At 43.6% G+C, this 12586-nt stretch carries 11 protein-coding genes; 6 read left to right on the forward strand and 5 right to left on the reverse strand.

What is annotated here, in order from left to right:
* Positions 1–178 precede the first annotated feature (178 nt).
* Positions 179–1480: a solute carrier family 23 protein gene (locus tag E0H80_RS13030; RefSeq protein ID WP_131366484.1), complete on the forward strand. Its 1302-nt coding sequence runs from the start codon at positions 179–181 to the stop codon at positions 1478–1480.
* A gap of 104 nt (positions 1481–1584) precedes the next feature.
* A complete protein-coding gene (locus E0H80_RS13035) occupies positions 1585–2487 on the forward strand; it encodes a LysR family transcriptional regulator (protein WP_131366486.1) in 903 nt (300 codons plus the stop codon).
* 34 nt (positions 2488–2521) lie between these two features.
* Here E0H80_RS13035 and E0H80_RS13040 read toward each other — a convergent pair whose 3' ends face one another.
* Positions 2522–3259: a sulfite exporter TauE/SafE family protein gene (locus tag E0H80_RS13040; protein ID WP_131366488.1), complete on the reverse strand. Its 738-nt coding sequence runs from the start codon at positions 3257–3259 to the stop codon at positions 2522–2524.
* Between the two features lie 530 nt (positions 3260–3789).
* Between E0H80_RS13040 and E0H80_RS13045 the strand changes: the two genes are divergently transcribed.
* Positions 3790–4254 carry a hypothetical protein gene (locus E0H80_RS13045; RefSeq protein ID WP_228259998.1) on the forward strand — a complete coding sequence of 155 codons (465 nt, stop codon included), beginning with the start codon at positions 3790–3792 and terminating at the stop codon, positions 4252–4254.
* A gap of 77 nt (positions 4255–4331) precedes the next feature.
* Here the strand turns inward: E0H80_RS13045 and E0H80_RS13050 are convergent, their stop codons facing one another.
* From E0H80_RS13050 to ilvD (E0H80_RS13060), 3 genes are all read right to left on the reverse strand, one after another.
* Positions 4332–4619, reverse strand: coding sequence for a chorismate mutase (locus E0H80_RS13050; RefSeq protein WP_067864841.1), 288 nt, complete (start codon positions 4617–4619; stop codon positions 4332–4334).
* Entirely contained in the window at positions 4600–5910 is a 1311-nt protein-coding gene (locus E0H80_RS13055; RefSeq protein WP_131366492.1) for a hypothetical protein, read from the reverse strand. The genes E0H80_RS13050 and E0H80_RS13055 overlap by 20 nt, the downstream gene beginning before the upstream one ends.
* A 70-nt stretch (positions 5911–5980) precedes the next feature.
* A complete protein-coding gene (gene ilvD, locus E0H80_RS13060; protein ID WP_131366494.1) occupies positions 5981–7666 on the reverse strand; it encodes a dihydroxy-acid dehydratase in 1686 nt (561 codons plus the stop codon).
* A 104-nt stretch (positions 7667–7770) separates the two neighbouring features.
* Between ilvD (E0H80_RS13060) and E0H80_RS16660 the strand changes: the two genes are divergently transcribed.
* Positions 7771–7911 carry a hypothetical protein gene (locus tag E0H80_RS16660; RefSeq protein WP_165494316.1) on the forward strand — a complete coding sequence of 47 codons (141 nt, stop codon included), beginning with the start codon at positions 7771–7773 and terminating at the stop codon, positions 7909–7911.
* A gap of 119 nt (positions 7912–8030) precedes the next feature.
* On the opposite strand, the gene ilvD (E0H80_RS13065) is transcribed toward E0H80_RS16660, so the two are convergent.
* Entirely contained in the window at positions 8031–9860 is a 1830-nt protein-coding gene (gene ilvD, locus E0H80_RS13065; RefSeq protein WP_131366496.1) for a dihydroxy-acid dehydratase, read from the reverse strand.
* A 429-nt stretch (positions 9861–10289) separates the two neighbouring features.
* On the opposite strand from ilvD (E0H80_RS13065), the gene fmt reads away from it, so the two are divergent.
* Both fmt and rsmB read left to right on the forward strand, forming a co-directional pair.
* The gene (gene fmt, locus E0H80_RS13070) at positions 10290–11249 is read left to right on the forward strand and encodes a methionyl-tRNA formyltransferase (protein WP_131366516.1); all 960 of its coding nucleotides are present in this window, start codon (positions 10290–10292) and stop codon (positions 11247–11249) included.
* Positions 11249–12556 carry a 16S rRNA (cytosine(967)-C(5))-methyltransferase RsmB gene (gene rsmB, locus E0H80_RS13075; protein ID WP_131366498.1) on the forward strand — a complete coding sequence of 436 codons (1308 nt, stop codon included), beginning with the start codon at positions 11249–11251 and terminating at the stop codon, positions 12554–12556. Before fmt ends, rsmB begins: the two co-directional genes overlap by 1 nt.
* Positions 12557–12586 lie beyond the last annotated feature (30 nt).

A 12586-nucleotide genomic window follows, 5' to 3' on the forward strand; every position in this document is an offset into this window, starting at 1 on the left:
CATTCATCCATCAATTCGCTGATTTAATGCTAATTTTCCAATACCAAAACTTTTACCATACGGTAAAAAAACCAGAAAACTCAGTAGATTAATTTGAACAAATATATTATCAAAACGATTAAATCTTCTAAAAAACAAGAGTATGATGTGCACAATTTATCTTTTGAGTGCTCATTTTATGTCCAGCTGGTTTCCCAAATGGCGTCCTTATTCAGGTCAAATCGATGCACGTCCAGTCGGTACCAATGAGTATCTCCCCCCTGCTCAAAGCGTAGTCTTAGGGGTGCAACATGCTTTTGCCATGTTTGGCGCAACAGTTCTTGCACCTTTTTTGATGGGTTTTGATCCGAACCTGGCCATTTTAATGTCCGGTATTTGTACCATTCTGTTTTTTCTCATTACCGGTGGCCGTGTACCGAGTTATTTAGGTTCAAGTTTTGCTTTTATTGGTGTGGTGATTGCTGCTACTGGCTATGCCGCGTCTGGTACAGGCGCACCCAATGCCAATTTAGCTGTGGCTGCTGGCGGTATCATGGCCTGTGGTGTGTTATATGCCATTTTTGGTTTTATTGTCATGGCAACCGGCACCAACTGGATTGAAAAACTGATGCCTCCAGTCGTCACCGGTGCTGTGGTCATGATTATTGGTTTAAACCTTGCACCCGTTACGGTGAAAGGGGTGGCAGGCAATAACTTTAACATGTGGATGTCACTGGTGACCGTGCTGTGCATGGGCTCGATTGCAGTATTCACCAAAGGTTTGTTGCAACGGCTGTTGTTACTGATTGGATTGCTGCTGGCTTATCTGACTTATTACATTGTTTCTAATGTGATGGGCTACGGTACACCGATTAACTTTACCCCCATTCAGCAAGCGGCATGGTTTGGTATGCCAACGTTCCACTCCCCGGTCTTTGACTTCAATGCCATGCTGATCATTGCTCCAATTGCATTGATTTTGGTGGCTGAAAATTTGGGTCATATTAAAGCTGTCGGTGCCATGACCGGTGAAAACCTGGATCCGTACATTGGTAAAGCATTTGTGGCTGATGGTATTGCCACCACTTTATCCGGTGGTGTCGGTGGCCCGGGCATGACCACTTATGGCGAAAACATTGGGGTGATGGCAGTGACCCGGGTCTATTCCACCATCATCTTTGTATTTGCTGGTGTATTTGCAGTGTTTTTGGGTTTATCGCCTAAATTTGGTGCGATTATTCATACCATTCCGACTGCAATTTTAACCGGTGCATCGATTGTGGTATTCGGTTTAATCACCATTGCCGGGGCAAAAATCTGGATTGAAAACAAAGTTGATTTCTCTAAAAACAAAAACCTGATGGTGGCTGCGGTAACCATTATTTTAGGCACAGGTGACTTTGCACTGCAATTTGGTCATTTTAACTTGGGCGGTATTGGTACGGCTACATTTACAGCCTTGATACTCAACTGGTTCTTTAGCTTAGGCGATAAATCATAAATATAAATACATATTTTCAGGCAGCCGCAAGGCTGCTTTTTTTATATCTGATACCAACACAATTTTAGTATGATGAGCTGACTTTCACTTTAATGACACAGCACATGCGACTGGACTTTTTTGATCTACAGCTGTTTTTAAATATTGTAGATACTGGCAGTTTAACCAAAGGTGCTGAGCGCTCGTCAATTTCCTTACAAGCCGCCAGTGAGCGGATTAAAAAACTTGAACAACAGTTCGCAGTGCCTTTATTTACCCGTCATGCATCAGGGGTCAAACTGACCATCGCTGGGCAGACTTTTGTGGAACAGGCACAGTTACTGATGCAACAAAGCAGGCATCTTGAACAGGTCATGGCCGCTTTTGCCGAAGGCTTAAATTCGCAAATGACGCTCTGGTGTAATTCTTCTGCACAAAGTGAATACCTTCCCCTGCTCCTTCCGCAATATCTGGTTGAAAATCCCAATATACAGATCGATTTAAAAGAAGCTGAAACCAACGATATTATTCAGGCCCTGGAAAAAGGCACGGCACAATTGGGCTTAATTTCGAGTTTTTTTAATTCTGATCATTTACAAACGCTGGAATTTATCGATGATCCTTTAGTCCTGATTTGCCCCCTGAATCATGAACTCAAAGATAAATCAGCACTACAATTAGTCGATGTGCTGCATTATCTCTTTGTCGGTTTAATGCAATACCATTCCCTGCAACAGTCCATTGAAACACAGGCTAAATTACTCGGCTGCGCAATTCAGTACCGTTTACGTTTACCCAATTTTGCCGCAATTGCCCAAGTGGTTGCCAATGGGGTCGGTATTGCAATTATGCCGAAACGTGCAGCCAGTCGTTTAAAGACGGTTTATTCTTTTCATCACCTTGAACTAACTGGAGACTGGGCCAATCGCAAACTACTCTTGGCAGCGAAAAATTTTGATCAATTGCCGGTATCTTATCAACATTTCAGTCAGTTTTTACTCTCACAAAAATCCACATTATTGATTTAATTTTAGCAAAAACAATCACCCTTAAAGCTTAATTTTAGATCATACCAAACTGATGAAGCATCATATAGCCACCAAAAATAACTAAGCCACAAAAGAACACTTTACGGAATTTTTGTTCCGGAATGCGAGAGCGAATTTTTGTGCCCAGCCACATCCCGATCAGCGCAGGTAATAATGCAATCAATGACATTTTGTAGTCGATAGCACTATTTTCAACTGGATTCTGCTGCAGAAATACAGCCAGACAAAGGGTAGAAATGGTAAATGCCAATCCTAAGGCCTGCACCAGTTCATCACGTTTTAAATGCAGTGACTGCAAGTAAGGGACAACTGGGATTACCACCACACCGGTAGCCACTGTCAACGCACCGCCCAGATAGCCGATAATCGGAGATAACCATTTTTCATGCGGTGCAAGATTCGGCATATTTTTTGAGAATAGACCGTACAACCCATACAATGCCAGCATTCCACCGAGTAAAGCTTCACTTTGAAATTCGCTATGTCCGAGGGTCGGGAAAATGCTCCAGATCGAACCGACAATAATACCCAGCAATAAGGGCCAAAAACGGCGAAGCAATTTGAGCACATGACCTTCTGCAAACAGCTGCCAAAAGTTGGTCACCATAGAGGGCACAATAAGCAAAGTGGCGGCTTGGTAGGGGCTAATAAAAATGGTCAGCAGGCCCATGGAAACTGCAGGTAAACCCAGACCAATGGTGCCTTTAATCATACCGGCAATGGCAAATACTACAATAACAAACCCAATCATGATCGGCACTCTTTAAATGGTAATGCGATGCTAGATGAATCGGAAAAAATGTAAAATCATTGTTTTTTGGACTCAGCCTCAAGCAAAGATTGAGCCTATTTTCACCCCATCGATGTTAGAAATTTACAGTTTAAATATGACAAAATGTTAATTTTTGATCAAAAAATCACCAATTAATTGCATGATTACATAAAAATTCACTCAATTAATAACATATTTATAAGTTTTGCTTAACTGACTGATTTCTAAATTGTCCCTTCTGCTCTTCTGGCGTTAATCGCGTCAATTTAACCGCCTTTTGGCTCTCTTTTTTACTATTTTAAGCGGTGAAGTGGGTGGATATTTGATCAAAAAGCTTTTAAAGTACCAATTCCTGATGAGCAAGCGATATGTAATAACATATCAATTGAACCAATTTAAGGAAAAAAAATAGGTATTCCAGTTCTGAAAAATGTTGTCTATTTTTTTCTAAGAGCAATTGAAGATAAGGTAGAAATTTAAGAATGATTTATGATGTACAGCATAGCAATATGATGAATGCTACAAACCAGAATACTGCAATAATCTCCCAGCAATATCAAGATAATCAATCAGCTTTAACAGCCAAGAATCCCCAGAAAAATAAAGGTATCCCCTATCTTGATGTGCGTAAATTTACGCAAAAGTTACATAGTATGTCATCCGCCACCAGTACCAAAAAATGTGCACGAAGCATTCGTATTGCACTACAGTCAGCAGGCGCCAAAATTTTAAACCATCCTGTGGCAGCTGCAGATTGGGGTCGTACGCTCCAGACCATTGGCTACAAGAAGATCAAAGCGTCATTTGATCAACCGCGGGAAGGCGACATTTATATTATTAATAGAACCCAAAAACATGTGTATGGTCATATTGCTGCCTATACCGGCCGCCAGTGGGTTTCTGATTTCCGCCAAAACAGCCATGCGGTGTATAAGAGTGATCAGGTGAGCTATACCTATTACCGACTGGCCTAATAGATCTATCGCACCATTCGAATAGACACCTTAAAAGGTGTCTTTTTTTGGCATGCTGGGCATTCACTAAAAGCAAATTAGGGTCTAATCTCTTTCAGTTCGCGTTGAATAAAACGTTGAATCATTTCTCTATACAGGTGTTCAACCAAATCCGGATCGGTTCCCAATTCAATGGCTTGTGCGCGCACTTTGCTAATCACCTGCTCAACCCGTTCCGGTGACTGCACATCCTGCACAGTGCGTTTAAAGCGTACCGCCTGTTCCACATAAAATTGACGCGTTGCAATCATTTCAATCAATGCCGTATCAATAGCATCAATTTTTTCACGGACTTGTTCTAAAGACTCACATTTTTCTTTCTTCATCTTTTCTATCATCATTTTCACTTTTATATTGGTCTTCTAAAACATTACTAAAAATGCTTTCAATCATCCAGACACGGTACAAGCTGTTAAACACATAACTTTGACCATCAATGCGAAGTTCAAGCACAGGAAAATCAGGCTGTGATTTCATTTCACAGCGTATGTCATTTTCTTTTAATTTGGCAGTGATATCTTCTTGGGTTAATTCACTGATTTCTAAATCACGCTGCATCTGCTCGAAATGTGATTTAAATGACAGGTCTTTGCCTTTGGTCCATACCGCCTGCAAAATGCGATACATCGCATCCACACGCTGCTCTTCAGGCACACTGTAAAACAGTTGCGCCATCTCAAAAGTGGCAGACTGTGTGGGACGGCAAAATGGGGTAAATTTCACGTCTGTGCGTTTTGAAAGACGCGTCGCCAAACTCCAGTCAAACAGATCGCGTCCATGATAAGAAAGCGGATAGACATTGAGCTGAATATTATAATAATTCGCCAGTTCTTCTTTAATATAAGCCAATAATAACCACGAGATCGGGTCTTCAAGTGCAATATACAAATCCAGTTCTGGATCTAGTGCCTGAATTTCATTGAGTTCTTCTGCATCACTAATTAAGTGTTCGCGCCAATCAATATGATTAATCAAAAAGATTGGATTTCCGGTCAACAGTTTTTGTTGTTTTAAACGACGCATCAACCGAAGTAAATCATCTACCGCATGGTATTTGCGCTGACCAAATTCAAAATAACTGGCAAGGACTTCGTCATCATTAAAAATACGTTCTGCAAACTCTTGAGCACGATGATGTCGGCTGGCCATGGCATGTAATGTACGTAATTTTCCATACTGTTTTTGCCACAGCATGTGAAATACATCTTCGAGTAAATAGAGAAAGTCTTGACCGCGTAATGGGGTATTGCGAAGGATGGTTTCTGCTTGTGTTATGGCATCAAGCGGCGGTTGTTCTGGGGTTTCATGGAAACTAAAGCGATGCTGTTTAGATAGGATTTTGGCATCGTTTAAGCAGTAATTTTGCCACTCCATTGCAGACATACGATTGGGGGGTTCCGCCGTTCGGCTGGAAATAATCACTTTTAAAGGTTTCAGTTCATCACTTAAAATTTCTTCAAGTTCAGCTAACTGCTGTACAGCCAAATAACTGTATACATCATCCAGACGTAAATGGATACTTAAACCCTGTTCCGTAGATAACACCACTTTACGAGTCGGCTTTTGATAAAACCAACGCGATCGAAGTGGATCAAACCAACGGCGCAACAGTGACATGAGATAAACCTCGAAAAAAAACCCTTGTAGTGCTACAAGGGTTTATAACAATTTGTTAGGGAATGATCAATTATACATCTAAATTTAAATCTGTTACTGCCCCTTTTTCAGCCCCTGTGGTCAATTTGGCAAACTTCGCCAAAGCACCATAGGTGTAATTCGGTTTTGGCTTCACCCAAGCGGCTTGACGTACTGCCATTTCTTCATCGGAAATGTGTAACGTCATTTCTCGAGTTTCAGCATTAATGGAAATTTTATCGCCATTTTTAACCAAGCCGATCGGACCGCCTTCATAGGCTTCCGGGGTCACATGACCAATCACAAAACCATGGCTCCCTCCAGAGAAACGGCCATCGGTCAGGAGTGCAACAGATTTACCCAAACCTTTACCAATAATCGCAGAAGTCGGTTTCAGCATTTCCGGCATCCCCGGACCACCTTTCGGCCCTTCACCGCGAATGACGACTACTTCGCCTTCTTGCACTTCACCATCCATAATTCCGCGCATCGCACCGACTTCACCTTCGAATACCCGTGCCGGACCTTCAAAATACAGACCTTCTTTGCCGGTAATTTTTGCCACTGCACCAGTTGGTGACAGGTTGCCTTTTAAGATCACAAGATGCGAGTCTTTTTTGATTGGCGCATCAAAGGGTAGAATAATTTGCTGACCTTCAGGATAGTCTTCAATATCTGCCAGGTTTTCAGCCAAGGTTTTACCGGTGACGGTTAAGCACGAACCATCCAGCATCCCGGCATCCAGCATACGTTTCATCAATGGCTGAATACCGCCAATCGCAATCAGTTCAGACATCAGGTATTTACCTGATGGACGCACGTCTGCCACCACTGGAATGTCCTGCCCAATACGGACAAAGTCGTCCAGTGACAGTTCCACACCTGCAGTATGTGCCATCGCCAACATATGCAGCACACCATTGGTTGAACCACCCAGTGCAATCAACACTTTAATCGAGTTTTCAAATGCCGCTTTGGTCATGATGTCGCGGGGTTTAATGTCTAAACGCAGCAAGTTCATTACCGCTTCACCGGCACGGTTACAGTCAAGCAGCTTCTCGTCTGAAACAGCTTCCTGTGCAGATGAACCGGGCAAGCTCATACCAAGTGCTTCAATGGCAGAAGCCATCGAATTTGCCGTGTACATACCGCCACATGAACCCGGGCCTGGCAAGGAAACTTCTTCAATATGCTTGACCTGAATCGCATTGATTTCGCCTTTGGCATATTGACCGACCGCTTCAAATACCGAGATCATGTCGGTATGGCCGGCACCCGGTTTAATGGTTCCGCCATAAATGAACAGGCCCGGACGGTTTAAACGTGCCAGCCCCATAATGCAACCCGGCATGTTTTTGTCGCAGCCACCAATGGCAATCACGCCATCATAAGCCTGACAACCCACCACCGCTTCAATCGAATCGGCAATAATTTCACGCGACACCAAGGAGTATTTCATGCCTTCGGTACCGTTCGAGATACCGTCAGAAATAGTAATGGTATTGAAGATAATGCCCTTACCATCTGCAGCATTGACACCTTTTTCCACTTCACGTGCCAAACCATCAATGTGCATATTACAGGGTGTGACATTGGCCCAAGTCGAAGCAATCCCAATAAATGGACGGCTAAAGTCTGCATCTTTAAACCCTGTGGCACGCATCATGGAACGTGCCGGTGCATTTTCAATACCTTCGTAAACCGGTGCGGAATGCTCGCGGATATTTGCTTTACTCATTATTTTATTCCTTGGCGATGACCGATGTTAAGCTTCAGTCTGGAGCAATTTATTCTAAGATCATTGTATAGAAGGCAGACAGCACATAAAAGCAAAACTCTGTTATGGCATTACGCCATTTAATGCTTTTACCCCCAACCAAATCACATGATGAAGCGACATGGATGTCGCTGTTTTTCTGTACAGCAAGGATGCTGCATCAGGAAAACAAAGGCGTTTTGTTACTTTTGCGCCGCCAAAAGTAAAACATCGTCTACGCAATATCATTGCAAGATCACAAAGTAAAATACGACCGTGTTATTTTCAATCATCAATAAAAAAGCACCCCATCTGGAGTGCTTTTTTAATCTGTACAAACTACAAATTAGATATCACGTACCGCACCTTTCGAGGCACTGGTGGTATGCATCGCATAAGCTTTGAGTGCCTTAGACACTTTACGCGGACGTGGTTCCGCAGGCTGCCAGCCTTTGGCTTCTTGCGCTTCACGACGCGCGGCCATGGTTGCATCATCCACGGCCAGATGAATAGTACGATTCGGAATATCGATTTCGATACGGTCACCATCTTCTACCAGACCAATGGCACCGCCTTCAGCGGCCTCAGGTGACACGTGACCAATAGATAGACCTGATGAACCACCCGAGAAACGGCCATCGGTTAACAAAGCACAGTCTTTACCCAAACCTTTCGATTTTAAATAACTGGTTGGATACAGCATTTCCTGCATACCCGGACCACCACGTGGACCTTCGTAGCGAATTACCACTACATCGCCGGCTTTAATACCGCCACCCAAAATACTTTCTACCGCAGCATCCTGGCTTTCAAAGACACGTGCTGTGCCGTTGAATTTTAAGATCGAGTCATCTACACCAGCCGTTTTGACGATACAGCCATCCAGTGCAATGTTGCCGTAAAGCACAGCCAAGCCGCCATCTTGCGAGAAGGCATGTTCTGCATTACGGATCACACCGGTTTCACGGTTACCATCCAAAGTTTGGTAATAACGGTTTTGCGAGAAAGCAGTTTGAGTCGGCACACCGCCTGGGGCTGAACGGAAAAACTCGTAGACATCAGCATCTTCAGTACGGATGATGTCCCATTTATCCAAGGCATCTTTTAAGGTTTTTTCATGTACAGTCGGTACTGAAGTATCCAATAAGCCTGCGCGGTCAAGTTCACCCAAGATTGACATAATCCCGCCTGCACGGTGTACGTCTTCCATATGTACATCTTGTTTTGCCGGTGCCACTTTACACAGCACTGGAACGTTACGAGAAAGACGATCAATGTCAGTCATGGTGAAATCGACTTCGGCTTCATGTGCCGCGGCCAATAAATGCAGTACAGTATTGGTTGAACCGCCCATTGAAACGTCTAAAGTCATGGCATTTTCAAACGCTGCTTTAGTCGCAATTGAACGCGGTAAAATGCTGTAATCATCTTGTTCATAATGGCGTTTTGCCAGTTCTACAATCAACTGACCGGCACGTTCGAATAATTTTTTACGGTTGGCATGCGTAGCTAAAGTCGAACCATTACCCGGTAAAGACAGACCCAAAGCTTCGGTTAAACAGTTCATTGAGTTGGCGGTGAACATGCCTGAACATGAACCACAGGTTGGACAGGCAGAGCGTTCGTATTCAGCCACTTCTTCATCGGTGAAACTGTCATCTGCTGCAACAATCATCGCATCGACCAAATCAATGGCTTTTTCATCACCACGAATTTTGACTTTACCCGCTTCCATTGGGCCACCCGACACGAACACCACTGGAATATTGAGACGCATTGCTGTCATCAACATGCCCGGAGTGATTTTGTCACAGTTGGAAATACAGACCATCGCATCGGCACAGTGTGCATTGACCATGTATTCAACCGAGTCCGCAATCAGGTCACGTGAAGGCAATGAATACAGCATGCCGTCATGACCCATCGCAATTCCGTCATCTACGGCAATGGTATTGAATTCTTTGGCTACACCGCCTGATGCTTCAATTTGACGTGCCACAAGCTGACCTAAGTCTTTCAAATGGACGTGACCCGGGACAAACTGAGTGAAAGAATTGACCACCGCAATAATCGGTTTACCAAAATCTTCATCTTTCATGCCGGTTGCACGCCATAAGCCACGTGCGCCAGCCATATTTCTTCCGTGTGTCGATGTTTTTGAACGATAGTCAGGCATTGTGTATTTCCAACAAAGTTTGTGCTCGAAATGAATTCTAGGATTCACTCTGGCTGAATGATACTGATATATAAGGTTAAATCAGTCGAAATATAGACATATCTTACTACAGGTTGCATTGAAGCAAAGCCCTGTAAGCATGATTTTTAATGAGAGAAATCTATGGATGTTTCGACGATTTATATAAAATAAACTGATACTGAAAGCTAATATAACGCCATAACACTGAATTAAATACAAAACTTTCATGAATAATTTTTTAATTTTGCATTACTTTATTTTATTATTAATTAGGTTTGAATAAAGCGCTATCTGCAAAAACCCGAGATAAAGATCTGAGTTTCAGTAGTTTGGGACTTCATGCACACGATCTTAGGTCTGGCTCTGCTTTTGCCTTATAATGCATTAAGTTTATTTGGAATTTCATCTGTGAAAATCATCTTTGCGGGTACACCAGAATTTGCAGCGGTCGCTTTAGGCGCGCTGTTGAAAACAGAACATGAAATTGTTGCGGTATATACCCAACCTGACCGCAAAGCGGGTCGTGGGCAAAAACTCAGCGCATCGGCAGTCAAACAATTGGCTTTAGAACACAACCTTCCGGTGTATCAGCCACTACATTTCAAATCATCGACTGAAGAAGGTCTGGCAGCACAGGCTGAACTGAAAGCTTTAAATGCAGATGTGATGGTGGTGGCAGCCTATGGCTTGATCCTGCCGCAAGCGGTTTTAGACACGCCTAAATATGGCTGTTTAAATATTCATGGCTCTTTATTGCCACGCTGGCGCGGTGCAGCACCAATTCAACGTGCCATTGCAACGGGTGATAGCGAAACAGGCGTGACCATTATGAAAATGGCCGCAGGTCTGGACACGGGTGACATGATGTATAAAACCCTCTGCCCGATTGAAGCCACAGATACCTCTGCCAGCCTGCATGATAAACTTGCCATTCAGGGGGCAACTGCTATTGCCGCTGTTTTAGAATCGACAGAAAAACTGCAACACTATTTAGCAACACGTGAAGTTCAAGATGAAGCTTTAACCGTCTATGCACACAAATTATCAAAAGCTGAAGCGCAGATTGACTGGGCCATCGATGCGGTACAAATCGACCGTAATATTCGCGCTTTTAACCCGTGGCCGGTGGCATTTATCGTGCTCGATGAAAAAAACAACCTGCGTGTCTGGAATTCTCAGTTATCCAATGCCACTGCAGAAAATTCTCAAGTGGGTGAAATCATTGCAATTGATAAACACGGCGTACATGTTGCCTGTGCAAATAACACTGTAATCACGCTAACTGCTTTACAATGGCCCGGTGGCAAACCGCTGAATGCCGTACAAATTTTACAAACTCAAAAACTGAATATCGGACAAATTTTATAATGAGACAATCTCCCCACGCCTCTGGTAAGACCTTAAACTTACGTGCTCAGGTTGTTAAAACGTTATTGGCTGTCCAAAATGGTCAATCACTGGCATCGGTATTAAATCAGCACATGAATATCGTGTCAGACAAAGACCGCGCGTTGTATCACGAATTGGTGCTTGGCTGTCTACGCCAGTGGCACGCACTGAAACAGGTGACTTTACCCCTGCTTACTGTACCGCTTGAAAATCCAGTGGTTGAAACCTGTTTATATGTCGGTTTATATCAATTGCTGTGCACCCGTGTAGCTGCACATGCTGCGATTTCTGAAACGGTAGAAGCCAGCAAACAACTGGGCATGGAAAGCTTAAGTGGCGTGGTAAATGCCATTTTACGCCGTGCAACACGTGAAACTGAGCAGTTCTATGATGTCTTGGAAAATGCATCGAATTTGCCAAGCTGGTTGGCGAAGCGTTTAAAGAAAGACTGGGGCGAGCAATTTGCTGAACTCAGCTACGAGCTTAAACAGGTTGCGCCACTGACTTTGCGTGTCAATACCCGTCAGGTCAGCCGCGAAGAATATCTCGACATTCTTGAAGACGAAGGCATCGATGCCCATCGTTGTGAACTCTCCGATGTCGGTATTGTACTGGATGAAAGTATTCATGTACCGAGTCTGCCAGGTTTTGAAGCGGGCGGTTTTTCGGTACAGGATGAACATGCCCAGCTTTGCGCAACTTTAGTGCCTAATCTGGACGGTAAAATTGTAATTGATGCCTGTGCAGCACCAGGTGGTAAAACCGCGCATCTTTTAGAGAAATATCAGCCGAAAAAACTGATTGCACTCGATCAAGACGAAAAACGCTTGAAACGTGTATCTGAGAACTTGGAACGCCTGATTCTCGATGGCAAACACGTTGAAATCATCACCGCAGATGCTGTGAAATGGACTGCGCCTGAGCTTGCGGATTGTATTGTACTGGATGCGCCATGTTCAGCGATTGGGGTGATTCGTCGCCATCCGGACATTCGTTTATTGCGTCAGTCGGGTGATATTGCCAAAACGGTTGAGTTGCAAAAACAGATACTTGAAAACATGTGGCAACAGTTGAAAGTCGGTGGCACCCTGCTTTACATCACCTGCTCGATTTTAAAAGCTGAAAATGAACAGCAAATGGTGGATTTCTTCGCCCGTCATACCGATGCGCAAGAACAAAAAATTGATGCAGACTGGGGAATTGAACAAATTCACGGTCGCCAGTTACTGCCAAAAGTGGATCATGGCGATGGTTTCTTCTATTGCCGTATCCAGAAAATTGCATAACTACACGACATAAAGACGGTCTACATAAAA

The sequence above is a fragment of the Acinetobacter sp. ANC 4779 genome (assembly GCF_004331055.1).
Lineage (GTDB): Bacteria > Pseudomonadota > Gammaproteobacteria > Pseudomonadales > Moraxellaceae > Acinetobacter.